The sequence below is a fragment of the Corallococcus sp. AB032C genome, assembly GCF_003668935.1.
Lineage (GTDB): Bacteria > Myxococcota > Myxococcia > Myxococcales > Myxococcaceae > Corallococcus > Corallococcus exiguus.
This window is the reverse complement of record NZ_RAWP01000131.1, coordinates 1-24537: the sequence shown is the minus strand read 5'-3', so window position 1 is coordinate 24537 and position 24537 is coordinate 1. Positions and strand designations below refer to the sequence as shown.

At 69.2% G+C, this 24537-nt stretch carries 22 protein-coding genes; 12 read left to right on the top strand and 10 right to left on the bottom strand.

Annotated features, from left to right (window positions below; all coding sequences use genetic code 11):
- Positions 1–98 precede the first annotated feature (98 nt).
- Together D7X99_RS36510 and D7X99_RS36505 are read right to left on the bottom strand one after the other, a co-directional pair.
- On the bottom strand, positions 99–1847 hold the full coding sequence (locus tag D7X99_RS36510) for a hypothetical protein (RefSeq protein ID WP_147476372.1): 1749 nt from the start codon (positions 1845–1847) through the stop codon (positions 99–101).
- 108 nt (positions 1848–1955) lie between these two features.
- Positions 1956–2720 (bottom strand): Mut7-C RNAse domain-containing protein, encoded by a 765-nt coding sequence (locus D7X99_RS36505; protein ID WP_121781785.1) that lies wholly within the window; start codon positions 2718–2720, stop codon positions 1956–1958.
- A 240-nt stretch (positions 2721–2960) separates the two neighbouring features.
- On the opposite strand from D7X99_RS36505, the gene D7X99_RS36500 reads away from it, so the two are divergent.
- On the top strand, positions 2961–4238 hold the full coding sequence (locus tag D7X99_RS36500; RefSeq protein ID WP_121781784.1) for an endonuclease/exonuclease/phosphatase family protein: 1278 nt from the start codon (positions 2961–2963) through the stop codon (positions 4236–4238).
- Between the two features lie 64 nt (positions 4239–4302).
- On the opposite strand, the gene D7X99_RS36495 is transcribed toward D7X99_RS36500, so the two are convergent.
- Positions 4303–4659: a hypothetical protein gene (locus D7X99_RS36495; RefSeq protein WP_233613983.1), complete on the bottom strand. Its 357-nt coding sequence runs from the start codon at positions 4657–4659 to the stop codon at positions 4303–4305.
- Positions 4660–4800: 141 nt separating this feature from the next.
- Between D7X99_RS36495 and lspA (D7X99_RS36490) the strand changes: the two genes are divergently transcribed.
- The 6 genes from lspA (D7X99_RS36490) (at position 4801) to D7X99_RS36465 (ending at position 9728) form a co-directional block, all read left to right on the top strand.
- Entirely contained in the window at positions 4801–5430 is a 630-nt protein-coding gene (lspA, locus tag D7X99_RS36490; protein WP_121781782.1) for a signal peptidase II, read from the top strand.
- A 32-nt stretch (positions 5431–5462) separates the two neighbouring features.
- Positions 5463–6080 (top strand): signal peptidase II, encoded by a 618-nt coding sequence (gene lspA / locus D7X99_RS36485; RefSeq protein ID WP_121781781.1) that lies wholly within the window; start codon positions 5463–5465, stop codon positions 6078–6080.
- Between the two features lie 83 nt (positions 6081–6163).
- On the top strand, positions 6164–7465 hold the full coding sequence (locus D7X99_RS36480; RefSeq protein WP_121781780.1) for a prolipoprotein diacylglyceryl transferase: 1302 nt from the start codon (positions 6164–6166) through the stop codon (positions 7463–7465).
- Positions 7466–7504: 39 nt separating this feature from the next.
- Positions 7505–8629, top strand: coding sequence for an MXAN_5187 C-terminal domain-containing protein (locus D7X99_RS36475; RefSeq protein WP_121781779.1), 1125 nt, complete (start codon positions 7505–7507; stop codon positions 8627–8629).
- Between the two features lie 11 nt (positions 8630–8640).
- Positions 8641–9156 (top strand): HAD family hydrolase, encoded by a 516-nt coding sequence (locus D7X99_RS36470; protein ID WP_121781778.1) that lies wholly within the window; start codon positions 8641–8643, stop codon positions 9154–9156.
- 197 nt (positions 9157–9353) lie between these two features.
- A complete protein-coding gene (locus D7X99_RS36465) occupies positions 9354–9728 on the top strand; it encodes a hypothetical protein (protein WP_233605045.1) in 375 nt (124 codons plus the stop codon).
- 4 nt (positions 9729–9732) lie between these two features.
- Here D7X99_RS36465 and D7X99_RS36460 read toward each other — a convergent pair whose 3' ends face one another.
- On the bottom strand, positions 9733–10566 hold the full coding sequence (locus D7X99_RS36460; RefSeq protein WP_121781777.1) for an SDR family NAD(P)-dependent oxidoreductase: 834 nt from the start codon (positions 10564–10566) through the stop codon (positions 9733–9735).
- A gap of 201 nt (positions 10567–10767) precedes the next feature.
- Here D7X99_RS36460 and D7X99_RS36455 point away from each other — a divergent pair, with 201 nt between their 5' ends.
- From D7X99_RS36455 to D7X99_RS36445, 3 genes are all read left to right on the top strand, one after another.
- The gene (locus tag D7X99_RS36455) at positions 10768–10995 is read left to right on the top strand and encodes a hypothetical protein (protein WP_169827029.1); all 228 of its coding nucleotides are present in this window, start codon (positions 10768–10770) and stop codon (positions 10993–10995) included.
- Positions 10995–11915, top strand: a complete 921-nt coding sequence (locus D7X99_RS36450) for a tetratricopeptide repeat protein (RefSeq protein ID WP_120575569.1) — start codon at positions 10995–10997, stop codon at positions 11913–11915. The genes D7X99_RS36455 and D7X99_RS36450 overlap by 1 nt, the downstream gene beginning before the upstream one ends.
- Before the next feature lie 112 nt (positions 11916–12027).
- A complete protein-coding gene (locus tag D7X99_RS36445; RefSeq protein ID WP_120598427.1) occupies positions 12028–12777 on the top strand; it encodes an SDR family NAD(P)-dependent oxidoreductase in 750 nt (249 codons plus the stop codon).
- Here the strand turns inward: D7X99_RS36445 and D7X99_RS36440 are convergent, their stop codons facing one another.
- From D7X99_RS36440 to D7X99_RS36420, 5 genes are all read right to left on the bottom strand, one after another.
- Complete coding sequence (locus D7X99_RS36440) at positions 12778–13701, bottom strand: hypothetical protein (RefSeq protein ID WP_121781776.1); 924 nt, start codon at positions 13699–13701, stop codon at positions 12778–12780. It lies immediately after the preceding gene.
- 21 nt (positions 13702–13722) lie between these two features.
- Positions 13723–15051 carry a magnesium transporter gene (gene mgtE / locus D7X99_RS36435; protein WP_121781775.1) on the bottom strand — a complete coding sequence of 443 codons (1329 nt, stop codon included), beginning with the start codon at positions 15049–15051 and terminating at the stop codon, positions 13723–13725.
- 199 nt (positions 15052–15250) lie between these two features.
- Positions 15251–15637 carry a lactoylglutathione lyase gene (gene gloA / locus D7X99_RS36430; RefSeq protein ID WP_120575573.1) on the bottom strand — a complete coding sequence of 129 codons (387 nt, stop codon included), beginning with the start codon at positions 15635–15637 and terminating at the stop codon, positions 15251–15253.
- 7 nt (positions 15638–15644) lie between these two features.
- Positions 15645–16508 (bottom strand): hypothetical protein, encoded by an 864-nt coding sequence (locus D7X99_RS36425; RefSeq protein ID WP_147476371.1) that lies wholly within the window; start codon positions 16506–16508, stop codon positions 15645–15647.
- Complete coding sequence (locus D7X99_RS36420; RefSeq protein WP_147476370.1) at positions 16498–17352, bottom strand: hypothetical protein; 855 nt, start codon at positions 17350–17352, stop codon at positions 16498–16500. Before D7X99_RS36420 ends, D7X99_RS36425 begins: the two co-directional genes overlap by 11 nt.
- A 562-nt stretch (positions 17353–17914) precedes the next feature.
- Here D7X99_RS36420 and hemL point away from each other — a divergent pair.
- Positions 17915–19210, top strand: coding sequence for a glutamate-1-semialdehyde 2,1-aminomutase (gene hemL / locus D7X99_RS36415; RefSeq protein WP_121781788.1), 1296 nt, complete (start codon positions 17915–17917; stop codon positions 19208–19210).
- Complete coding sequence (locus D7X99_RS44560) at positions 19194–21785, top strand: serine/threonine protein kinase (protein ID WP_304997940.1); 2592 nt, start codon at positions 19194–19196, stop codon at positions 21783–21785. Before hemL ends, D7X99_RS44560 begins: the two co-directional genes overlap by 17 nt.
- A gap of 15 nt (positions 21786–21800) precedes the next feature.
- On the opposite strand, the gene D7X99_RS36405 is transcribed toward D7X99_RS44560, so the two are convergent.
- Positions 21801–24470: a GAF domain-containing protein gene (locus D7X99_RS36405; protein WP_169827033.1), complete on the bottom strand. Its 2670-nt coding sequence runs from the start codon at positions 24468–24470 to the stop codon at positions 21801–21803.
- Between the last annotated feature and the right edge of the window lie 67 nt (positions 24471–24537).

The window sequence follows — 24537 nt, the reverse complement described above, 5'->3', positions numbered from 1 at the left end:
CTGCTCTGCGTCGATGGCCACCTTGCGTTTCATGGTGGCTGCCTCTTTGCGCGGATACCAGCGCCTTCGCACGCAGCCGCCGAGCGAGCGTATGCTGATCAACTCGCTAGATGAGGGGATCCTTCAGCGTCCGCGGGTGTCCCCCTTGCAATTTCAATCCGTGAGACGCTCTTGGGGTTACCAGGTCCTGGGAGGGTATTGGAGGTCCCCTTTTCACCCGTCACTTCGTACATGAGGACCACGTGCTGATCCGTCACGTGGGTCGCATCTTTGTAAAAGGCGTTGATCACGCGGCTGGGTGACTCGAATTCCTGGTCGCCCACGCGGTGCACCTTGATGTTGGTCAGTTCCTCGAAGAAGTTGATGCCTGGGGTGGCCTTGGACCCCATCTTGTTGCTGAGGAAGTAATCAACGCCCTTTGGGTTGGTTCGGGTGTGATCATTGTTGATGATGAATCCTCTGTATTCCTCATAGTGGCTCAGTCCATCGCCTGGCTTGCTGACGTCCCCACGTCCACCTCCCAGCGTTTCGCTGTCGTCCAGGTCTGATTTCTCAAGGCTGTCTTTTAGCGCCTTCCACAGGGTTGCGATGTGGGAGTTCAGCGATCTCCTCGGCAAGCGGAGCGGCTCATCCGTAGGCTCATCGGGAGGCTCGGACGGGTCTCTCTGGCCCTCGCTCACCGATACGATGCCCCGGCCATCTTCGGTGACCCCCCATGCGACAACCTCGCCGTATCCCCCGTAATCAAAGGAGGAGACGATGGCCTTTACCTCCGTGTAATCCCCCTCAGGACTCTTCACCGTTTCGATATCGATGAACTCCAGGCCAAGAAGTTCGTTCTTCTCCTTCTCGAACTGCAAGTCGTTACCATCCGGGGTCGGGCTTCCATCCATCGCGTTCATGGCAATGCCCGGCTCGTTGGAAGACATGAGATAGAAAGTGACTTGCTTCAACTTGGGCGTCGATGTGGAGCCAGGCTTGGGGATGCCCTCGGCCTTCACTCGGATGGTGGAGCCAGGTCTCTGTGCGCCTGACGATAGGGACGTCCCGACGACGGGCTCGATGTTCGCAAGCGGCAGCCAGTCATTGTAGTTCTCCGCGCTCAAGACGAGGTCCAGGTCATCACCCTCGGGCCGGAGGTCCCACTCGATGTCCCATTCCACGGGGGTCGTGCCGTAGGGGATGGGGTCCGGGATGGTCGCCAGGACGGTGGAGTCGCTGGTGATGAGGTGCTTCGTCCCATGGATGCGCAGCGGGGCATCCACGGCGGGGAGATCGAAGACGAAGTGACTTCCGAACTGGAAGTGGTTCAACGCGTACCACGAGAACATGATGTCGGCCGTGGTCCCGTCTTGGGTCCCTGTTCCCTTGCACTGAATGCTGCTGAACGGGGGCAATTGGATCTTGTAAGTACTGTCCGAGGGGAACTCCATCGTCACCGTGCGGGTGGCCGTGCTGTCCGAGCACCGGGCCGCATACGTTGCGTATGTCTGCCCCTGGAAGATGTCCTGCTCGATCCGGCTGAAGTTGACAAAGCCTCGCTTGGCGGTACCGAACCCGAAGTTCGACGCCTCCAACATGGAGATCTCGATGGGGGCGAAGTACGTCAGGTCCCCCTTCCACTGGTGCGAGGTATAGGGCGTCGTCCACTGGCCGCTCGTCCTGCTTCGGGCCTTCAGTACGCCTACCCATTTGGGAACGGCCAGGACCCGGGCCGCGGGCGTGTCCAGGCGTTGGAGAGTTGATTGCGGAGGAGGGGCTGCCTCTTCAGGCGGCGGATCCTGCGCGGTGCATCCCGCGAGGAATGCAAGGCCAATGATGAGGATTCGGCGAAGCTGGGCTGTCATGCTGGGAGTGTCTGTCTGGGTGAAGGGTGTCTGAAGTTGCAGGCCTTCAGACGCGTCCCTGCCCAATCCCTGAGCTTTGCCTTTAAATTATTTCCAGACGTCTGCTTTTCAGCTGGACTGTTCCAGCTTGCGCAGCGTCTCCACCAGGTTCTGCATGCGTTCGTGGTGCGTGCCGGGCCAGAAGACGCGCTGGCAGCCGGGGCACTGCTGGAAATGGCTGTGGCGTTGGGCCACGCCTTCCGGGACGCGGCCCTGCACTTCTTCCGGGGTCGCGGTGGACAGCGGCGCGTTGCACGCGATGCAGCGGGAGAAGGGCCGCATGCGCGAAGTCAGGCCGTACCTCCGCACCACCTCCACCAACTGGTGCGCGGGGTCGGTCGCTCGCGGGAAGTAGCCGTGCACCACCTCCGAGCGCTTCAGCACGCCCAGGTCCCTCGTGAGGAGTACTCGCGATTCGTCGTGGGACAGGCGCGCCAGTTGGTCGTCCGCGTAGTCGTTGCGCCAGAGCGTGTCGAAGCCCAGCATCCGCAGGAAGCCCGACAGCCTCCCCAACCCCACGTCCAGGATGAAGCGCGGCATCTCTGGCAGGGGCGGCCCCACTCGCGCTTCCCTCGCCACTTGCGGCACCGATGGATCCGACGCCGGATACACGTCGAGGCTCGTGCCCTCCTCCGCGCGGTGCGCGAAGTCCACCGGCGCTCCATCCACCAACACCACGTCCACCTCCGGGTGCGGTGGACCCAGCGACTCGATGAGGTCCTTCACGGACGGCCTGCCTTGCAGCACGTGCGTGAACGCCTGCCCCCGGCGCTCCGGTGCGACGAAGTCGTTCAGTGCGCCGTGGATCCGCACCGTGAGCTGCCTTGATGACATCCTGGACTCCTCACGTCCTGCTGCGTCGTAGCCAATGCCCGTGATGCCTTTCTTTGAATCCCCGCCTTCCCCAGCTGCGGAGCGACGAAAATCTCGGATTCTTGAAAGGCAGTGACGCAATCCTCACGGGCGGTCAGAGGACAGCCTTCTTGCAAACTTCTATACTCACGCGCCAGTCGGCGCGCCGAAGCCGATGGGTCACCCCCTCGACACCCTCGGAAGCAAGGATCCAGGCCCTGCATGGCAATGAAGCTCCCCCCGTATCTCCGCCCCCTCCTGGCGATGGGCTTCTTGGCCCTCGCTTGCGGCGAGGGTGAAGAGCCCACCGCGCCTCCGGACTCGGGGACCTCCGTCGATGCCGGGACCCGCACCGACGCGGGCACCACCGTCGATGCCGGATCCGACGCGGGTCAGTCCACGGAAGATGCGGGCACCACCGAGGACGCCGGATCCGATGTGGATTCAGGCACCAATGATGCCGGCACCGAGGTCGAGGTGGACGCGGGCACGTCCGTGGATGCGGGCACCACCGAGGACGCGGGCACCACGGTCGATGCGGGCACCACGGTCGATGCGGGCACCACCGAGGATGCGGGCACCACGGTCGATGCAGGCACCACTGTCGACGCGGGCACCACTGTCGACGCGGGCACCACCGAGGACGCGGGCACCACGACCGACGGTGGCTCCGCGGACGCGGGCCCGATTGGCGAGACGGATACCGACGGTGGCTACACGCAGATCCGCCTGATGGCCGCCAATCTCTCCAGCGGCAACGGCCAGGACTACGACCCGGGCCACGGCATCCGGCTGATGCAGGGCGTGAAGCCCGACGTCGTGATGATCCAGGAGTTCAACTACAAGTCGGACTCCGCCTCGGACATGCGCTCCATGGTCGATATGATCGGCGCGGGCTTCTACTACTACCGCGAGACCGGCGCGCAGATCCCCAACGGCATCATCAGCCGCTACCCCATCATCGAGTCGGGCGAGTGGAAGGATGCCAAGGTCTCCAACCGCGACTTCGCCTGGGCCCGCATCGACATCCCCGGGCCTCGCGACCTGTGGGCCATCAGCGTCCACCTGCTCACCACCAGCTCCAGCAACCGCAACGCGGAAGCCACCCAGCTCGTGGGCTACATCCGGGCGAACATCCCCGAGGGCGACTACCTGGCCATCGGCGGTGACTTCAACACCGACTCCCGCTCCGAGGCGTGCCTCACCACCTTCAAGCAGGTGGTCGACATCGCGGGCCCGCACCCCGTGGACAAGAACGGCAAGGAAGGCACCAACGCCACCCGCAGCAAGCCCTACGACCACGTCATCGTGGACTCCGACCTGCGCCAGTACCAGGTGCCCACCGTCATCGGGGCCAGCACCTTCAACAACGGACTGGTGCTCGACAGCCGCGTGTACACGCCCATCTCGGAGATCTACCCGGCGCTGAACACGGACAGCGGCGCTTCCAGCATGCAGCACATGGGCGTCATCAAGACGTTCCGCACGCCCAACTTCTAACGGGCACCCCGCAGGCAACATGGGCCGGTCATCGGGAGCTCCCCGGTGCCCGGCCCGCGCCGTTTCAGAGCAGGTCGCTCCACTTGTGCCGGTTGCGCTCCAGGAAGCGCGCCACCGGCGGGATGCGCGCCACCAGCGGCGTCAGCAGGAACACCGCGCCCAGGCGCAGCGGCTTGATGACCTGCGTGGCCACGTAGGCCGCGCCCCACGCCCCCGCCTGCGCCCCCGCGCCCTCAGGCTGGAAGCCGGCGCGGATGGCCGCCCAGAAGCCCACCATCGACAGGCCGAAGCTCAGCCAGTACAGGCCAAAGGCCACCGGGCCGTACTCCAGGAGCAACGCCTTGAAGCGCGCCATCAACGTCGGCTTCGCCGGGGGCGTGGTGGTTCCGGGTGGGGCAATGTCGGGAGTGGAGGGTTTCACGTCGGGCTCAACAGGCGCCATGGGCGCACCATGCCCGAAACGGGCGGACTCCGGGAGGGAGAGGGCAGGCGGGCCGGCGGCCTGCGGCCCGGGTCCGGGTTGTCAGGGCTCCCGGGGGCGCGATAGAGGTTCGGGTACCCCATGAAAGCCTCCTTCCGTCTTCTCCTCGTGGTGGTCCTCGCCGTGCTGGCGGCGGATCAGGTGACCAAGTACCTGGCCGTGTCCCGGCTGACGGAAGCGCTGGATGGCCGCAGCGGCATGGCGCGCGTGTCCGGCTTCCTGAGCGAGCAGAACCTGGACAACGACCCTCCGGTGGAGGGCGTGTTCCGCAAGAACACCCGGCCGTACCGCTTCATCGAGGACTACTGGCACTTCCGCTACGTGGAGAACCCGGGCGCGGCGTGGGGCATGTTCTCCAGCCTGCCGGAGACGGCGCGCAAGGCGTTCTTCCACGTGGTGAGCCTGGTGGCGCTGGGGTTCATCCTGACGCTGTACCGGAAGACGGAGCCGTCGCAGAAGCTGGTGCGCGTGGCGCTGGCGCTCATCACCGGCGGCGCGCTGGGCAACTTCGTGGACCGCCTCATCCGGGGCTACGTCATCGACTTCATCGACTGGCACTGGCGCAACCAGCCGGGCATGCGCTGGCCCACGTTCAACGTGGCGGACGCGGCCATCTGCGTGGGCGTGGCGCTGATGCTGCTGGACTCGGTGCGCCGGCCGGAGGCAGCCGCCGCGCAGCCGTTGCCCCAGGGCAGCAGCCCCCAGCCGTGACGCGCGGGGGTGGGCTGGTATAAGCCCTCTCCGTGCCGCGCAAATACGTCATCCTCCTCGCCCTCACGCTGGGCGTCATCGTGCTGGACCAGTGGACGAAGTACCTGGTCGTGCGCGATCTCACGACCCGCTTCGACGGGGCCACCACGCTGTCGGAACGGCTGGGCGAGTTCTACTCGCCCGCGGAAGAGCCGGGCTTCCGAGGCCTGCACTTCCAGCCGAAAACGCACGTGGAGGTGGCGGAGAACTTCTTCCGCCTGCGCTACGCGGAGAACCCGGGCGCGGCGTGGGGCATGTTCAGGAACCTGGCCCCGAACGTGCGCGGCCCGCTCTTCCACCTGGTGAGCCTGGGTGCGGTGCTGCTCATCGTCTTCTACTTCCGGAAGCTGTCCGGCAAGGACCCCGCGGAGGTGTGGGCGCTGTGGGGCCTGCCGCTGGTGCTGGGCGGCGCGCTGGGCAACTACATCGACCGCGTGGCGCGGGCCTTCGTCATCGATTTCCTGGAGGCCCATTGGTACGACAAGGCAGCCTGGCCGTCGTTCAACGTCGCGGACATGGCCATCTGCATCGGCGTGGGCATGCTCGTGGTGGATGCCTTCGTGCGCAAGGAGAAGCCGGAGGCCTCCACTCCCGCTAAGGCCGCGCAGTGACGTGACGGCGGGCCGGGAATGTCCCTCCCGCCCGTCCCGGTTGTCCCCGCCGTTCGTCCGGGCCTCCCGGGCAAGAGGTCCCCATGCTCCCCGTCCTGTTCCGCCTGTCCTTCACCACGCTGTGGATGCAGCTGTTGCTGTACGCCGCCGCGGTGGGAGTGGTGGCCTCCGTCGCCGTCAACGGCTGGCGCGGCACGCTGGGGCCGGTGGACGCGAAGACGGGCAAGGAGGGCCCCGCGTCGCTCCAGGACAAGCTCCTGCGCGCGGTGGGGTTCGCGGTGGTGGGCGGCTTCCTCGCGTACTTCGGCCTGATGTACGCGCTGCCCGCGGACGCGTTCCCCGGCGGTAGGGGCGAGGGCATCCCGCTGCACACCTACGGCGTGCTCCTGGCCGCGGGCTTCGTCACCGCGGTGTCGGTGGCGGGCCGGCTGGCGCAGGACGAGTGGCGCCGGGTGAGCTTCGTGGACGGCCGGGGCTGGGTGGACACGGAGGGGCCCCAGAAGCGCGAGCAGGTGCTCGACATGGCGTTCTGGGTGCTGGTGGGCGGGCTGGTGGGCAGCCGCGTGCTGTTCGTGCTGGTGAACTGGCAGGACTACGCGCGCGACTGGACGCAGGTCTTCTCCCTGGGCGGCGGGCTGGTGTTCTACGGCGGCCTGATTGGCGCGGGGCTGGCGGCGTTCCTCTTCGCCCGCAGGCACGGCCTGGACTTCCTGCGGCTGGCGGACGTGTGCATCCCCACCGTGTCGCTGGGGCAGTGCCTGGGGCGCCTGGGGTGCTTCTCCGCCGGGTGCTGTTGGGGCGACATGGCCGGAAGCCACTCGCACACGGGCGTCACCTTCCCGGGCTCCGGGCTGGCCCAGGACCTGTTCGGCCAGTTGGGGCGCGCGTCCAGCCTGGCGTATGGCTCGCAGGCCGGGGATGACCGCTTCGTGGTGGAGGCCACCGGACAGGTGCTCCACGAGTGGGCGCCGGGCGCGGTGCGCATCTCCGACTGGGTGGCCCAGCACGGCACCACGCTGCCGGTGTACCCCACGCAGCTCTTCGAGTCCGTGGGGCAGCTGGTGCTCTTCGTGGCGCTCCTGTACGCGCGCCGCATCCGCCGCTTCCATGGGCACATCTTCGCCCTGTGGCTGATGGCCTACGCCGTCCTGCGCACCACGGTGGAGCTGTTCCGGGGCGACGTGGAGCGCGGCACCCTGCACGGTCTGCTGGAGTCGCTGGGCGCCCAGGGGCTGGCCGGGGCGGTGCCCCTGGAGGCCTGGTACAACGTGTCCACCAGCCAGTTCATCTCCCTGTGCATGTTCACCTTCGGTGCGCTGCTGATGGCGCGCCACCGACCGGCGGGTGAGGCCGCTGGCCTGGGGCCTACACCGTCGGCGGCCTGAGGTTGCGAGCCGCGCCCGGGTTGGGGACACTCCGGGAACATGCCGCCGCCCGACAACGCACGGTCCGCCGCCAAAGGTGGGAGCCGGCCCGCGCAACAGGACGCCAGTTCCTCCAGCGAAGCCGCCCTTCAGCAATGTGAAGAGCTGGAGGCCGCCATCGCGGAGCTGCGCCACAGCTACGAGCAGTACTTCATCGGCATGGAGCGCCAGGCGCCCATCCGCGCGCATGAGGACCTGAAGAAGCGGATGATGAAGCTCAAGGGGGCCTTCATCCGCAGCACGTCGGTGAAGTTCCGCGTGCAGAGCCTCCACAACAAGTTCCTCACCTACGAGCGGCTGTGGGTGCGCACCATCCAGGAGATTGAAGCCGGCACCTACCGCCGCGACCTGGCCAAGGCCCGCCGCCGCGCCGGGACGAAGCAGGCCGGTGCCACGGGCGACCGCCAGAAGGGCGTGGTGGAGATCCCCGAAGAAATCGACGACATGGACTTCGAGGAGATTGAAGAGCTCACCGGCCGCCGCCCCATCAACGAGCCGAAGCTCTCCTCGGAGTACCTGGCGGAGCAGCAGTCCGCGGGCGGTACGCCCTTCCGCGGCAGTCCGTCGGTGGCCCCTGTCGCGGCGCAGCCGGCCGGCGCGCCCCGGGGCACGCCCGCGGGGCTGGTGCCGCCGAAGCAGGGGACCCCGGCGGTCGCGCCCGTGAGCGGGCTGCCGTCCATCTCGCCCGTGGCGGGCACGCCGCAGAAGGGGACCCCGGCGGTGGGGACGTCGAAGATGCCCTCGGTGACGCCGGCGGTGGCTCCGGGCGGGACTCCGGCGGCGGGACGTCCGGCGGTGCCTCCAGGCATGGCCACGAAGGCTCCGGCGGCCGCTCCGCAGCAGCCCGCGCGTCCGGCGGCGGCTCCTGCTGCCGCCGCACCCCGTCCCGCGGCCGCGGGCCCCGGTGGCGGCATGTCCGACGACAAGCTGCGCGCGGTGTACGACGCGTACGTCACCGCGAAGCGCCGCTGCCAGGAGGACACGTCCAAGCTGTCCTACGAGTCCGTGGCCGCCACGCTGCGCAAGCAGGTGCCGGAGTTGCTCAAGCAGCACAACGCGAAGGCCGTGGAGTTCAAGGTCGTCATCAAGGACGGCAAGGCCTCGCTCAAGGCCGTGCCCAAGTAGCGGAGGCACGGATGAACCACGACCTGGAGTCGCTCAAGGCCCGGGTGGCGCGCCTGTCGGTGATGATCTTCGACATCGACGGCACGCTCACCGACGGCCGCATCTTCTGGGTGCCCAACTCCGGGTGGACGCAGATGTACAGCGTGCGCGACGGCATGGGCATCAAGCGCCTGCAGGAGGTGGGCATCGAGGTGGCCGCCATCTCCGGCGGCGACAGCCTCTCCGCGCAGATGCGCATGCAGTCGCTGGGCTTGCGCCACGTGCACTTCGGCAGCCAGGACAAGGTGGCGCACTTCGAGAAGCTGCTCGCCATCCTCAACGTGTCCGCCGAGCACTGCGGCTACATGGGTGACGAGGTCGTGGACCTGCCGCTGCTCAAGGCGGTGGGCTTCTCCGCCACCGTGCCGGAAGCGCCGGATGAGGTGCGCGCCCAGGTGCACTACGTGGCCCAGCGCGCCGCGGGCTTTGGCGCCGCGCGCGAAGTGTGTGAGTTCATCCTGAAGCACCGGACGCGCCCCGCGCCCTGACGCGCGGAATTCACGGGCCTTCTGCCTCACCGTCAAACCGGTGGGACAGGAAAGATGCCCAAACGTTCGCTCCTGGAAACGCCTACCTCCCCGGCTGGCGTTCGGGTTGTCGCTCCCAGGGCCCGTTCCTACCTTGCGCTGCCTGAAGGCCGGTGGACGGCCCGAGACACCTGGGAGGCGATGTGGGGATGCGGCGGATGTGGCTCGGACTGGCGGTGGCCGTAGGGGTCGCCGTGGCCACCGGATGCGGGCAGTCCCCCGAGGATTCCGAAGCGCGGCTCGCGGCCCTGGAGGCCGAGGGCAAGCAGATGGACCAGGCCCTGGACGCGGTCGAGGACCGGCTCATGGGCAGCCAGGGACGGCTCGCCATGTGGAACGAGCTGGGACGGCGTCACCAGGAGGTGAGTGCCATCCAGTGCAAGGTGGCCGACGCCCACATGGCCGCCATCCTCAAGCACGAGGACAAGCAGAACCAGAAGGCGCGGATGGTGAAGCAGCGCAACTCGATGGCGTCCGTGGACACCACCGTGCTCACGTCCGGCAAGGCGCCCACGCAGCAGCGCAGCAACTGAGGTTCTAGCCGGGGATGCGCGCGGTGCGCTCGCGGAGGCGCTTCTCCACCGCGATGACGCCCCGGAGGAACAGCCCGGGCGCCAGCCGCCGCAGCCGCCAGAACCAGCGCGCATCCGCCATGGGCAGCACGTGCGGCGCGCCCTGGTCCACTGCCTTGAGCAGCCGCTCGGCGACCCACTCCGCGCCAATCTTGGACTGGTCTACCAGCTTGATGCTCATGCGGCGCGTCTCCGGGTCGGCGTAGGGCGCGGCCGCGGCGGCGATGTTGGTGCGGAAGAACGTGGGGCACGCCACCGTGACGCCCAGCCCCAGCGGCTGCAGCTCCGCGTAGAGCGTCTCCGACAGCGCGACGACGGCCGCCTTGGACGTGTTGTAGGCCGCCAGGTTCGGCGCGTACACGAGCCCCGCCGCGGACGCGATGTTGAGCACGTGCCCGGAGCCCTGCTTCTTCAGGCGGGGCACGAACGCGTGGCAGCCGTGGATGACGCCCCACAGGTTCACGTCCAGCACGCGCTTCCACTCGGACAGGGGCAGCGTGCCCACCGCGCCTCCGGTGGCGACGCCCGCGTTGTTCACCACCAGGTCCACGCCGCCGAACGCTTCGTCCGTGGCGCGCGCCAGCGCCTCCACCGCGTCCGGGTCGGTCACGTCACACGGGTGCACGCGCGCCTCGCCGCCCAGCTCCGTGACGCGGCGGGCGGTCTCCTCCGCGCTGGCCGCGTTCATGTCCGACACCATGACCCGCGCCTGACGGGCCGCCAGCGCTTCACACAAAGCGCGGCCCAGGCCGCTGCCGGCGCCCGTCACCACCGCGCGAGGACGAGAGGGAAGGCTCATGGTTTTCGGACTCCTGGTGCGAGAGGGGGGAATGGCGTGACGCGACAGGGCTAGCACGGCGGGCGAAACGCTGGCCATGCATGGGTGCTCGCTTTCCCGGGGAACTCCTGCTTCCGAGCGGGCAGGCGGGCGCACGGTTCGTGACCCGGGGTCGGAAGTTGGCTAGAACCCACAGCCGTGCAACGCGCCTTGGTGGCAGCAATGGCAGTCGCGGCGGCGGCGCTCCTGGGATGCAACGACCTGGAGAACTGCGGCTCGACGGCGGTGGACATCTCCCGGACCGACGGGGGCCTCTACCGTTGTGTGACGTCGGAGGACTGCCCCAGGACGTCGCGCGTCTCCGTGTGCGTGACGGACGTCTCCTCGGAGCGCGAGTGCGTGCGCTGCGACGAGACGCGCTGCGTGCGCGTCATCCCGGAGTCCTGCTGATGACGCGCGCGCTGTCGCGGTGGGCATGTGTCCTGGCGGTGGGGGCGCTCGCCGTCACGGGTTGCCGCGACAAGCCGGTGGACCACATGCAGCGCGCCCGCGACGCCATCTTCGAGAAGCGTCCGGACGAAGCGCTGGTGGAGTACCGCAAGGCCTACGAGATGCTGCTGCGCGACGAGACCCCGGAGGCGCTGGTGATGCGCGCCCGGGCGCTCAAGGGCGCGGCGGACGTGTACTGGCTGGAGCAGCGCAAGGTGAAGGAGGCGGTGAGCGTCTACCGCCAGCTCATCCAGCAGTGCCCGGAGGCGCCGGAGTCGCTGGAGGCGCGCATCATCCTGGCGGAGCTGCTGCGGGTGCACTACCGCGACCTGCGCGGCTCCATTGATCAGCTCACCGCCGCGCTGCACCGCAACCCGCCGCAGGGCGCGGAGCTGCAGTACCAGGTGGCCAAGACGTACTTCGAGCTCCAGGACTATCCGCAGTGCGAGCTGGAGGCGAAGAAGCTGCCGGACCGCTTCGCCACCAGCCCCTACGTGGACGACGCGCTCTTCCTCCAGGCGCAGGCCCTGGCCATGGTGGACGGCAAGCGCCAGGAAGCGCTGAAGACGTACGCGGACCTGCGCACGCGCTTCCCGGACTCGGAGCTGGCGCCGCACGCCCTCTTCGAGATGGGCAAGCTGCGCGCGGACGCGGGCGACAACGAGAAGGCCATCGAGACCTGGGTGGAGTGCTTGAAGACGCACCCCGACCCGTCGCTGGTGCAGGACGCCATCACCCGGGCACGCCGCCGCCTGGCCAACCTCACGGTGGAGGGGATTGGCAAGAAGGAGGTGGCGTTCGACCGCAGCAAGCAGGCACGCACCTCCGTGGAAGCCATGGGCGGCAGCGCCGAAGAGGCCGCCCGCGACCGCGGCGACTGACGTTGTCCCTTCGGGCGCATTCGCGTGCGCCCGTTCCTCCCGCGTGCCATGTAACGGCCGGGCCGTGCCCTGACGGGGCGCAAGCGGCCCTTCTCGCGTGGGAGGCATTCACATGATCGTGCTGGTGACAGGGGCCACGGCGGGCATCGGGCAGGCCATCGCGCGCCGCTTCGTGAAGGAGGGCGCGCGGGTCATCGCCGCCGGGCGGCGGAGCGACCGGCTGGACGCGCTCAAGGCGGAGCTGGGCGAACGGCTGCTGCCGGTGACGCTGGACGTGACGGACAAGGCGGCGGTGAAGGCGGCGTTCGCCTCGCTGCCGGCGGACTTCGCGCAGGTGGACGTGCTGGTGAACAACGCGGGGCTCGCGCTGGGGCTGGAGCCCGCGCAGGCGGCGCGGCTGGAGGACTGGGACGTGGTGGTGGACACCAACGTGAAGGGTCTCCTGTACTGCACGCGTGAGGCGCTCGCGGGCATGGTGGCGCGCGACCGGGGGCACGTCATCAACATCGGCTCCATCGCGGGCGAGTTCCCGTACCCCGGCGGCAACGTGTACGGCGCGACGAAGGCGTTCGTGCATCAGTTCACGCTCAACCTGCGCGCGGACCTGCACGGCACCGCGGTGCGCGTCACGGACATCCAGCCGGGGCTGCTGGGCGGCACGGAGTTCTCCAACGTGCGCTTCCGCGGCGACGAGGCGAAGGCCGCCGCGCTCTACGACAAGACCCAGCCGCTCACGCCCGAGGACGTCGCGGACACGGCGTACTGGGTGGCCACGCGCCCGGCGCACGTGAACATCAACGTCATCTCCATGATGCCGGTGGCGCAGGCCTTCGGGCCGCTGCTGGTGAAGCGCGGCGGCTAGCTAGCCCGGCACGGGCAACGCGGCTTCCAGGAGCGGCGCGGGCACCGACGGGTCGTCCGCGTCCGCCACCAGCAGCACGTGGACGCGGCCACCCTCCACGCGCGCGTCCACGCCCTCCAGCTTCACGGGCACGTCCACCGCGTCCAGGTACACGGGCGTGCCATCCGGCGCGAGCACGCCCACCGCCGAACCCGTCACGGGCCCATCCGCCACGCGGTCGCGCGAGGCCTCCGCCGTGGCGGTGAACACCACGCGCCCGTCCGGCAGCGGCGACGCGTCCGTGAAGGACAGCCGCACGCCGTTGGCTTCACCCAGCTCCCAGCGGCGCACGGTGCGCACGGCCTCCGGCCCCAACAGGCCCACGTCCAGGCTGGCCAGCACGCGGTCCAGGTCCAGGTCCACCAGCGCGTCCACGCCGCCCTCGCCATTGCCCCGGTTGAGCAGCCGCAGCCGCTTGCCTGCCACCGCCGCGCCCTCCACGTTGAGCGCCACCAACTCGCGCTCCAACTGCAAGTAGAGCGAAGTGCAGTCCACCGTGCGCGGTTCGCCCGCGAGCGTCCCGTCCGCGTTCAAAGGCAGCACCGACGCCCTGCGCCGCGCGGGCGTGGACCCCGAGGGCAGGGCCAGCAGCGCCCCGTGCGCGAAGGACGCGGAGGGGCCCAGCTTGCACAGCGCCTCCAGGTCCGGCTTCGCAGCCTTGCGCTCCGCGTGTCCTGCCGGAAGCTCTCCGGGAAAGAGGCGCACGGTGTGGCCCGGCGCGTCTCCGGCCGCAGGGAACACCGCGAGGTGGAGCGCGTCGTCCGCGACGACGTAGAGCCAGTCCCCCGCGCGCACCAGACCACTGGCGGCGGAGACGTGCGCGGGACGGCCGGGAGCTTCGGGCGCCGCGAGGGTGAGCGTGCGCCGACGGTGGGTAGGAATCATGGGGGCCGGGATCGTCGCCGACTACAGCAGGGTGCCGCTCAGGAAGAGGCTCGCGGCCGTGAAGTAGATGACGAGTCCGGACACGTCCACCAGCGTGGCCACGAAGGGCGCGGACGCGCTCGCGGGGTCGAAGCCCACGCGCCGGAGGATGAACGGCAGCATGGAACCGGACAGCGTGCCGAAGATGACCACGCCCACCAGGGACACGCCCACCGTCATGCCGATGAGGAACGCGTGGTCGCCGTAGCTGTGGAACAGCGCCTGCCACGCCATCACGCGCAGGAAGCCCACGACTCCCAGGATCGCGCCCAGCGCCAGGCCCGTGCTGAGTTCGCGCCGGGCCACGCGCCACCAGTCCTTCAGCCGCATCTCCGACAGCGCCAGCGACCGGATGATGAGCGTGGTGGCCTGGCTGCCGGAGTTGCCGCCGGAGCTGATGATGAGCGGGATGAAGAGGCTCAGCACGACGGCGCGAGCAATCTCATGCTCGAAGTAGCCCATGGCGGTGGCGGTGAGCATCTCCCCCAGGAAGAGCACCATCAGCCAGCCGGCGCGCTTCTTGAGCATGGCCAGGAAGCCCACGTCGAAGTAGGGCGCGTCCAGGGCCTCCATACCGCCGACCTTCTGGATGTCCTCCGTGGCCTCTTCCTGGACCACGTCCACGATGTCGTCCACCGTGACGATGCCCTTCATGCGCCGCTGCTCGTCCACCACGGGCATGGCCATGAAGCTGTGCTCGGAGAAGGTGCGGCTCACCGCCTCCTGGTCCGTGTTCTCCGCCACGGTGATGACGTCGCGAATCATCACGTCCGCCACGCGCTTGTCCGGCGCGGCCTGGAAGAGCTGGCGCAGGGACAGCACGCCCTGCAGCCGCTGCTCGGCGTCCAGCACGTACGCGTAGTAGACGGTCTCCACCTTCTCGCGCGCCTGCTTGCGCAGGTAGCCGATGGCCTCGTCGATGCTCATGTCCGGGCGCACGCGGGCGAAGCGCGGGTTCATCAGACCGCCGGCGTCGTCCTCCGAGTACGCCAGCAGGACGTTCACCTCGCGGCGGCTGGCGTCGTCCAGCTGCGACAGGATGGCGTCCACCTGCTCCGGCTCCACGGCCTGGACCAGGTCGGCCAGGTCGTCCGGGGGGAGCAGGCGGACCCAGGTGCGGCGCTCGCCTTGGGGGAGGCTGAGGATGAGCTCGGATTGCTCGCGCGCGGTGAGGCCCAGGAAGAAGTCGTCCGCCACCGCCGCGGGCAGCAGGCGGAAGCCCTCCAGGCGCTCGTCCATGGAGAGCACGGCCCACGCCTCGTGAAGCTCGTCGGGGGACAGCGCGTTCTGGCTCTGGGGACTCTCCACCATGACGACGGCCTCGAAAGAAGAGGGGGAGGGTGCGCGCCTCGCTGCATCGCGCGCGGGCCTCTCTACACCCCCGCCGGGGGCGCGGCGAGCGGAAGGCGCGAAACATCGCGCTTAAATCGCGTCCGCCTGCCTGCCCATGCCGTCCGTGTCCACGGGTTCACGGGAGGGCGCCCCGGTTGTTTGGGGCGCCACGGGTGGGTCAGGCCTTCTGCTGGATGAGCTCCACCTTGTAGCCGTCCGGGTCTTCCACGAAGGCGATGACGGTGGTGCCGTGTTTCATGGGGCCGGGCTCGCGGACGACCTTGCCGCCGGCCTGCCGGATGGCGTTGGCGGTGGCGTGGATGTCGCTGACGCCCAGGGCGATGTGGCCGTAGGCGGAGCCCAGTTCGTACTTCGCCGTGTCCCAGTTGTGGGTGAGCTCCAGGGCCGGGTGGGTGTCTTCCGGGCCGTAGCCGACGAAGGCGAGGGTGAACCGGCCGTCCGGGTAGTCCTGGCGGCGCAGGAGCTTCATGCCGATGACGCGGGTGTAGAAGTCGAGCGACTTCTCCAGGTCGCCGACCCGGAGCATGGTGTGGAGGATGCGCATGCGGTGGCTATAACCGCGCTGGCGCGAGCTCCGCCAGCAGCAGCTTCACGGCGCTGCTTGCGCGCCGGGCGGATTGATCCAGGTCGACACCTGGCGCTGACATGAAGCGGGCGTACATTCGTGCGCCCGCCGCATCGAGGTCCGCGAACTCATGGCCAAGCGCGACGAGCGCATGCTGGAAGACGGGATCGTCATGGACAGGACTTAACCGGATGGTGGCTGCAAGCGGGCTCTGCCCTCCTGGCCACGCTTCGACAAGCCAGACGATGTCGTAGGCATCCTTGTTCTTCGTTCGATTCTTGAGCGCATCCACCTTGGCCGCAAGGTACGAGGCCGGCCCTGCGATCTTCAAAAGGTGGCGCGTTCTACCACCGCCTCCTGGGAGAACGACGTCGACTTCTTTCTCGACGAAGTCACGGTCGATGAGGTTGCCGGTCTTCAGTACCAACGCGCAGAGCTTTCCTCCCACTACGCCGCCCGGTCTGTACAGCCTTCCCACCTCACGCTCAGGGCCAGGAGGGCAGAAGAACTCGACGATGAGGGGGCGCGAGATGCCACCCTTCCAGCGCCAGCTTGTGCCAGCGTGCATCTTGAATCCCACCGCCTTGAGCGCATTCTCCATGCGCTCGTAGTCGCCGACTTCTCCCTCGACAAGTGCGACGCGTAGGCAGAGGTCGAGGTCCTGCGTTCCAGCATGGGGCTCGATGCCCACCTCGGGTGTTGGTACGAGGAGGGATGGGACGAGTCCACCGATGATGACGATGTGCGCTCCCGCGAATCCGAACGCGCGGACGACATGCACCGCCTCAGCAAGCAAGGCTGACCGGACAGAGGGATCGTACTCCCCAAGATGGAAGCCTTCAGTAGCCAAGGATCACCTCACGGAATTGCTGGGCGATGTCTTCACCCCGTCGCTCGGAACGCGCATCGAGATAGATGCGCGCCATGGGCGCGATGGAGATCCCCTCCTTGTTGGTAGGAGCCCATGAACCGACCTTTCCGGTGTCACGGAGCAGCGTGAGGTTGGCGCCTCGTTCGGTGACCTCGGCGTCGAGTTGTTTCGCTGCGTGTGCAAGAGGTACGTCGGGCGAGATGCGGATGAGTGACTGAGCAACGTTCGTAGGTCCTACACCGAACACGCTGGCCGCAGCTGAACCCGTGAGCGCGTGGGAGATACCGGCCCTGCTCAACTTGGCGCTGGATTGCAGCCAGAGTTCCTCGGGACGCCTTGCATAAATGGCAACCTGCAAAGAGGGCTCCCTCCGTGTGGCGCTAGCTTGCTGCTGGAGCCAGTCGAGCAATTCGGTCCGCGACACGACGATGCGCCGCTTCGAGGGACCTCTGCCCGTCGTACGGAGCAGTCCCAGCCCTTCAAGATGGGTAAGGACCTTGTGCGACTGCCCGATTGAGACGGAGGCTTGCTCCGCCACTTGAGAGATGGAAAAGGACTCTTGTCCCTGCAGCAGGATCTGCACGGCCCTCACGCCATGAGGGCCCAGCGTCATCTGTCCCGACTGCTTCGCGGCTGCGGCTGAGCGCTTCGTGCTCTCAAGGTGGATGCAGATGCCCGGCGCGATCAGGTGAAAATGTCCGTTCGCGTCAATGTAGCTCGCATCTCGTTCCTCCAGTGCCTCGCGGACGCCCTGGCTGAGGAATGCACCTGTGAGAACGGGAACAGCGGCGTCTGGCTCCGCGAGGGACAGATGCAGGTTCAATAGCGAGGGGAGTTGGTCAACGCTGAGCCGCGCGGGGGCCTCCAACAACCGAAGGCGAAGCTCGCGGTCCTCCAATCGAAGAGAAGGACGGATGTCGCTGCGTACCTGGAGCCAAGTTTGGCGAGGCAGCCAAGTGGCCAGTCGTGAAGGGAGGGAGAGGACCGCAGGCATTTTTCACTCCCGAGGCTGCTTCATCATGAGTGAAAATGGGCCCACAATGAAGATCGCCAACATGAAGGCTAGAAATTTTCCGCATGAAATTCAAGTAAATACAGTAGCTTAAGATGTATTTTCACTCATGTGCCATTTTCACTAAAGAATGAATAATCAATTTATGTGAAAATTGCATTACGGGTCGAGCGCTGGGGCGGGGCGAGTCGGAAGGGCGCAGGGAATGTTCCTGGGACTGGAGGTCGAACGACTGGATGGCCGCTCTGCGCAAGAAGAACGGGCGAGATTCGAAAGGGCCACTGGCCGGGCGGGCGCACGCTCGCAAGAGGTGCAACATCGGAGGGCCACTCGGGGCAGGGAAGGGCGTCCGGCGCGTGCTATGCCCACCGGCATGAAACACGCTCAAAGCCAGGCCCTCTTCGCCCGTGCGCAGGCGCGCATCCCGGGCGGCGTGAACTCTCCGGTGCGTGCCTTCCGTGGCGTGGGAGGCGACCCCGTCTTCTTCAAGGAGGGCTCCGGCGCGTGGCTCACCGACGTGGACGGCAACCGCTACGTGGACCTGGTGGGCAGTTGGGGCCCGCTCATCCTGGGCCACGCGTACCCGCCCATCGTGGAGGCCATCGTGGAGGCTGCCCGGCGCGGCACCACGTTCGGCGCGCCTGTCGCCGCGGAGGTGGAGTTCGCGGAGCTGCTCTGCGCCACGGTGCCTTCGGTGGAGAAGGTGCGCCTGGTGTCCAGCGGCACGGAGGCCACGGTGGCCGCCGTCCGCGTGGCGCGTGGCTTCACCGGCCGCGACTCCATCCTCAAGTTCGAAGGCTGCTTCCACGGCGCGGGTGACCCGTTCCTCGTGAAGGCGGGCAGCGGCGTGGAGACGCTGGGCCTGCCGGACTCCCCGGGCGTGCCGTCCGCGCTGGCGTCGCTCACGCTCACCGCGCCCTTCAACGACCTGGAGGCCGTGGAGCGCATCTTCAACGAGAAGGGCAAGGACATCGCCTGCGCCATCATCGAGCCCGTGGTGGGCAACATGGGCGTGCTGGTGCCGCGCCCCGGCTTCCTCGAAGGGTTGCAGAAGCTCTGCCAGAAGCACGGCGTGCTCTTCGTGCTGGATGAGGTGATGACGGGCTTCCGGCTCGCTCGCGGCGGCGCGCAGGAGCTGTACGGGCTCAAGCCGGACCTGAGCACGTTCGCGAAGGTGGTGGGCGGCGGCATGCCGCTGGGCGCGTACGGCGGCCGGCGCGACATCATGTCGAAGGTGGCGCCGGAGGGGCCCGTGTACCAGTCCGGCACGCTGTCCGGGAACCCGGTGGCGGTGGCGGCGGGCCTGGCGTGCGTGAAGGCGCTGGCGGCGCCGGGGACGTACGCGCGGCTGGAGCAGCTGGGCCTGCTGTTGGAGGAGGGCTTCCGCGCGGAGGCGAAGGCGGCGGGCGTGCCGGTGACGGTGAACCGCGTGGGCAGCATGATCACGGTGTTCTTCACGTCGGAGCCGGTGTTCGACTACGCGTCCGCGAAGAAGGCGGACACGGCGAAGTTCGGGCGCTTCTTCCACGCGATGCTCCAGGAAGGTGTGTACCTGCCGCCCAGTCAGTTCGAGGCGGCTTTCATCTCGCTGGCCATCGGCGAGCCGGAGGTGGCGCACGTGCTCGCCGCGGCTCGCAAGGCGTTCCGCGCGCTTGGCGACGCCCCTTGAACCAGAGGCCCTGACCGGGCCCGTGCGCTTCGGTCCCTATACCCTCGTGCGCCGCATTGGCGCCGGGGGGATGGGAGAGGTCTTCCTCGCGCGCGAGGAGGGCGTGGGGCGCGCGGTCGTGGTGAAGAAGGTGCTGCCGGGGCTGGTGGACAGCCGGCAGTTCGTGGGCCGCTTCCGCGACGAGGCCCGCGTGGTGGTGCGGCTGGCGCACCCGAACATCGCGCGCGTGTACGCGATGGGTGAGGTGGACGGGCAGCTGTACCTCGCCATGGAGTACGTGCTGGGCAAGACGCTCAGCCGGCTCGCGTACCGCCTGCGGCAGCGCCAGCGGATGATGCCCCTGGGGCCGCTGCTCCAGGTGGGCATCCGGCTGTGCGAGGGCCTGGCGTACGCGCATGACGCGACGGATGAAGAGGGTCACCCGCTGCACCTGGTGCACCGCGACCTGTCCCCCGCGAACGTGTGCGTGAGCTACGCGGGCGAGGTGAAGATCATCGACTTCGGCGCGGCGCAGTCCACGCTGAAGGAGCAGCAGACGGCGCCGCGCGTGGTGATTGGCAACCTCACGTACATGGCGCCGGAGCAGGCCCGCAAGCGCACGGTGGACCGGCGCGCGGACCTGTACGCGGTGGGCGTGGTGCTGTGGGAGTTGTTCTCGTGGAAGCCGCTGTCGCAGCGGGGCGACCCGTTGGAGCGCTGGCGGCGCGCGGCCTATCCGCAGTGGGAACCGGCGGGGCGCCACCGGCCGGACCTGCCGCGCGCGGTGGACGCGTTCCTGGCGCGCGCGCTGGCGTCCGAGCCGAACGACCGCTTCCCCACGGCGACGGCCATGGCGGAGGCGCTGGGCTCGCTGAAGGAGAAGCTGGCGCCCACCGTGACGGATCAGGACCTGGTGCGGCTGATGTCCGCGGCCTTCCCGCGCGAGAAGGTCATCGAGCAGCAGATGCTGGACAACCTGCTGCGCGAGCAGCCCGAGCGCGTGAACACGCGTCAGGAGTTTCCGTCCGTGCTCGCGGCTGTCGGGGCCATGGACGCGGCGGAGGCGCTCCGCGCGCAGGAGGACATCGCGACGGAGGCGTTGGACGCGGCGAAGTTGCGGCGGGCGGAGGGCGCGGGCCCGGAGACCGGAGCGCGAGACGCCGCGAAGCCGCCGCCGGAGTACGCCACCGTGGGCCAGGAGACCGAGGCCCTGGACGCGGCGAAGGTGGAGCAGGCGCTGCGTGCGGCGGCGGAGGCGAAGAGGCTCCAGGAGGAGTCTGGCGACGCGCCGGAGCTGCCGCGCAAGGCGCCTCCGGCGCGGCTGCACAATCTGGAAATCACCATGGATGCCTGGCTGCCAGGCATCGGTGCCGCGGAGCCCACCACGCCGGGACTTCCTCCCCAGACCCCGGAGGTGGGCAAGGCCCCTCCGGCACCGGCGGTGGACCTCCAGTGGACGCCCGGGCCGGGAGAGGACGAGGCCACCCCCCAGGAGGTTCCTGGCCCGCTGGAATCCCGTGGGGGCCCGGGCGCGGAGGACACCACGGACCCGGGGGAGCGCACCCCCGCGGGCAGGCAGGCTCCGGCGGAAGAACCGTCCCGGCCAGATTGGAATCCGGGCCCGGACGCGAAAGACTCCGTTACACACCTTCGAGCGTCTCACAGTGAGGGGCCCCCCCCGGCCCCGGAGGACTCACCGATGCAGAACCGCCCCTCGCGCCCGGGCTGGACTCCCGGCGCAGGCAGTGAGGACTCCACCACCAACGAGCGGCCCGCGCGCAAGAGCGCCACGGGCCTGCCCGCCACCGGCAAGGGCGGCTGGACCCCGGGCTCCGGCGAGGACGACGCCACCGAGGGCGCTGGTTCCTCGCCCATGGCTGCGCGCCCCAGCACGGACGACGCGGAAGAAGAGAGCACCGACGTCGAAAAGCCCGGCCGCCCCAAGGCGAACGCGGCGCCGCGCGCCCCTGCCTCCCAGCCCCGTCCCCAGACCTCCGTGGGTCCCGCGCCGCAGTCGCGTCCCGCCACCTCCGTGGGCGCCGCTCCCCAGGCGCGTCCCGCCGAGGCGTTCCCGGACGCCACCCGCCCCATGTCCCAGGACGAGCTGCCGGTGCCCTGGTCGCCGCAGGGCGCGGGCGAAGCCACCGAGGCCCTGGAGGCCGCGAAGATCTTCGGCGCCCTGTCCCAGACGACGGGCAACATGCCGGCCTACCTGGACGAGAAGGCGACCCCCTACGTCCCGCCCAAGGAAGTCCCTCGCCGCCAGGCCCCCGTCGTGAATGAGCGACCCCATGAGACGCGCCCCATGCAGGTGCGGACCAAGACGCGCGAAACGCTCGTGGGCTACGACATGGACATCTCCGAGGCGCTCCGGCAAGCGGAGCTGAAGCGCCGCGAAGCCGAGCTCGCCGCCGAGAAGCGCAACACCAAGAAGAAGAAGCCCGTGAAGTCCAAGGGCGGCAACCCGCTCCAGGGCCTGTGGCCCATCCCGCCCCAGTACCGCTTCTGGGCCATGCTCGTGGTGGTGGCCCTGGCGTGCGGCCTGGGCTTCGGCGTGATGTGGCTCTTCCTGGGCGGCGGCGAAGGCGGCACCTGAGCGCGCGCCTCTTCGTCAGGCGCCCGTCAGGGGCAGGTTCGGCGCCACCGGCGGCTCCAGCGGCAGGAAGAGGCGGAAGATGGTGCCCTTGCCCGTCTCCGGCGCGTCCAGCGACACCTGGCCCACGTGTGAGTCGATGATGCGCTTCACCACGGCGAGCCCCAGCCCGGTGCCCTGCGCCTTGGTGGTGAAGAAGGGCTCGAAGACGCGCGCGCGCAGCTCCGCCGGGATGCCCGGCCCCGTGTCGCTGATCTCCACCTGCACGCCGGCCCGGTCCATCCACGCCTTGCGCGCCATCACGCGCAGCGTGCCGCCCTGGGGCATCATGGCCTGCACGGCGTTGAGCGCCACGTTGAGGAAGCACTGGCGGATGAGCCGCTCGTCCACCGTCACCGTCGGCACGTCCTCCTCCATCACCCACTCCACCCGCACCTGAGACGGCGAGGTGCCGCCCACGTCCGCGAGCGCGCTGCCCACCGCCTCCTCCAACAGCTGTGTCACCGACACCGGATACAGGTGCGGCGACGGAGGCCGCGCGAACGTGAGCAGGTCCGCGACGATGCGGTTGAGCCGGTCCGCCTCCTCCCCCACGATGTCCACCAGCGGGATGGCCGGATTCTCCGGGCCGATGATGCGGCGGATGGTGGCCACCGAATTGAAGATGGCGCCCAGGGGGTTGCGCACCTCGTGGGCCACCACCGCGGACAGCTCGCCCAGCGCGACCAGCCGCTCGCGGTTCACCAGCTGCTCCTGCGCGCGCGCCAGCTCCGCGTAGCTCTGCTTCAGGTCCTCCACCAGCCGCGCGCCCTCCAGCGCCAGCGACAGCTGATTGGCGATGGCGTCCGCGCGCTCCAGCTCCGCGGGCGTGAAGCGGCGGGGCCGGCGCGTCTCCACCATCACCGCCACGCCCACCATCTGGTCGTGCACGGCGAGCGGCAGCACCATGTACGACTGGGCCTCCGCGGCGCGGCGCAGCTCGTCGTCCGCCCGCACCTCCAGCCGCGCGTCCTCCACGCGGAGCGGCTGGCGCGTGCGGAACACCTGGCCCGCGAGCGAATTCACCGACGGGTCCAGCGACACGTGGCGCCCCACCAGCTCCGGGTGGCTGCCCGTCGCCGCGCGGATGGCGAGCTGGTTCCCCTTGGCATCCGGCAGGAGCACGTACGCGTCCGGCACGTCCACGATGCGCGCCAGGCTGGTGACGCCCGTGGCCAGCAGCCGGTCCAGCTCCAGCGTGGCCGCCAGCGCCTTGCCCACCTCGTGCATCAGCGCCAGGTCCTCCGCCCGGCCGCGCACCTCGTCCAGCAACCGGTGGGACTCGATGGCCGCCGCGAAGTGCGTGCCCATGGCCTGGAGCGTCTCCACCTCCAGCGCGGTGAGCCGGCGGCGCGCGTGGAACAGCACGCTCAACGTGCCCACGCCGCGCGAGCGCACCCGCAGCGGCACGGACACCAGCGTCTGGAACGCCAGCGCCCGGAGCGCGTCGCGCGTGGGCGCGGGACACGTCTCCGCGTCCAGCACCTGCACGGCATCCGGCATCCCGCCCGGACGGGGAAGCGAACCCAGCCGCGCACGGCGCACGCGCGCCACCGCGTCCTCGGACAGGCCGCGCGCGTACACGAGCTCCAGGGACTCGCCCGACTCGTGCCGCGTGTCCGCGGGCAGGAGCAGGCACACGGCGTCGCAGCCCAGCAGGCCTGAGATTTCTTCCGTGCCGGAGCCGAAGAAGGCGCGCGGGTGGGGCGCGGACGCGGCCTGTGACGCCAGCCGTCCCAACGCGGTGAGCGCCGTCGCGCGCACGCTCAGCCTCTGGATGGTGCGCGCCGCGTCCAGCGCGGAGGACACCTGCTGGCCGAACAGCCGCACCGCGGCCACGTCCTCCTCGCTCAGCCAGTCGGAGGCGAGCACCAGCATGGCCGTGGGCGCGTTCTCCACGTCGATGCGCACGCCCACCGCCCGGTGCGTCTCCACGCGCCGGAACACCGCCAGCACCGCGTCCATGCGCGCTTCGGACACGAACCGGGACGCCTCCACGCCCAGGTCCTCCATCCACGCATCGCCCTCGCGCCAGGTGCGCACCAGCGCGGGCGCCCAGCCGCCAGGGGCCTCCACCCTCACGCGGCCCACCAGCGACGGCGCGTGCGGCACCATCCGGGGGGACAGTCCCGCCACGGACAGCTCCACGCCCACGCCCCGGGGCGTCAGCCACGCGAAGCCCAGCTCCAGCGCCTCCAGCCCCCGGAACACCTCTTCGCGCACCGCGTCCTCGGAGTGCAGCGCGCGCACCGCGCTGCCCAGCTCCGCCAGCCGCCGCAGCACCGTGCGGCGACAGACGCGGGACGTCACGTCGCGCACCTGCACCACCCAATCCCTGGCATGCGGATGCACCGTCAGCTCCACGCGCAGCCCCTGGTTGCCCACGGCCAGCCACGCCTCGTAGGTGCCCGCCACGGGCGACGAACCCAGCCGCCGCGCGAGCCGATCCGCCGGGTCCTCCAACGGCCCCGGCTCCCACAGGAGCGCCGTCACGGGCTTGCCCGACAGCTGCTCTCGCTCCACGCCCATCAGGCGGGAAAGGGCCGCGTTTGAATGGATGAGCAGGCCGTCCCGAAGCACGAACATGCCCAGGGGCATGTCGTCGAAGAGGCGGTACTCCGCCCCTGGCTCCTCGGAAACCGTCCCCACCCGACGGTTCGTTCGCTCTGTGCTCCTCACCCCCCTACCTTCGCACCCCTGGCCCCCCGCGGTGAAG

Excerpts from the sequence above, each read along its gene's own strand:
- D7X99_RS36510 (WP_147476372.1), bottom strand. The coding sequence starts at position 1,847 with ATGACAGCCCAGCTTCGCCGAATCCTCATCATTGGCCTTGCATTCCTC.
- D7X99_RS36505 (WP_121781785.1), bottom strand. The coding sequence starts at position 2,720 with ATGTCATCAAGGCAGCTCACGGTGCGGATCCACGGCGCACTGAACGAC.
- D7X99_RS36500 (WP_121781784.1), top strand. The coding sequence starts at position 2,961 with ATGGCAATGAAGCTCCCCCCGTATCTCCGCCCCCTCCTGGCGATGGGC.
- lspA (WP_121781782.1), top strand. The coding sequence starts at position 4,801 with ATGAAAGCCTCCTTCCGTCTTCTCCTCGTGGTGGTCCTCGCCGTGCTG.
- D7X99_RS36480 (WP_121781780.1), top strand. The coding sequence starts at position 6,164 with ATGCTCCCCGTCCTGTTCCGCCTGTCCTTCACCACGCTGTGGATGCAG.
- D7X99_RS36475 (WP_121781779.1), top strand. The coding sequence starts at position 7,505 with ATGCCGCCGCCCGACAACGCACGGTCCGCCGCCAAAGGTGGGAGCCGG.
- D7X99_RS36470 (WP_121781778.1), top strand. The coding sequence starts at position 8,641 with ATGAACCACGACCTGGAGTCGCTCAAGGCCCGGGTGGCGCGCCTGTCG.
- D7X99_RS36465 (WP_233605045.1), top strand. The coding sequence starts at position 9,354 with ATGTGGCTCGGACTGGCGGTGGCCGTAGGGGTCGCCGTGGCCACCGGA.
- D7X99_RS36460 (WP_121781777.1), bottom strand. The coding sequence starts at position 10,566 with ATGAGCCTTCCCTCTCGTCCTCGCGCGGTGGTGACGGGCGCCGGCAGC.
- D7X99_RS36455 (WP_169827029.1), top strand. The coding sequence starts at position 10,768 with ATGGCAGTCGCGGCGGCGGCGCTCCTGGGATGCAACGACCTGGAGAAC.
- D7X99_RS36450 (WP_120575569.1), top strand. The coding sequence starts at position 10,995 with ATGACGCGCGCGCTGTCGCGGTGGGCATGTGTCCTGGCGGTGGGGGCG.
- D7X99_RS36445 (WP_120598427.1), top strand. The coding sequence starts at position 12,028 with ATGATCGTGCTGGTGACAGGGGCCACGGCGGGCATCGGGCAGGCCATC.
- D7X99_RS36440 (WP_121781776.1), bottom strand. The coding sequence starts at position 13,701 with ATGATTCCTACCCACCGTCGGCGCACGCTCACCCTCGCGGCGCCCGAA.
- mgtE (WP_121781775.1), bottom strand. The coding sequence starts at position 15,051 with ATGGTGGAGAGTCCCCAGAGCCAGAACGCGCTGTCCCCCGACGAGCTT.
- gloA (WP_120575573.1), bottom strand. The coding sequence starts at position 15,637 with ATGCGCATCCTCCACACCATGCTCCGGGTCGGCGACCTGGAGAAGTCG.
- hemL (WP_121781788.1), top strand. The coding sequence starts at position 17,915 with ATGAAACACGCTCAAAGCCAGGCCCTCTTCGCCCGTGCGCAGGCGCGC.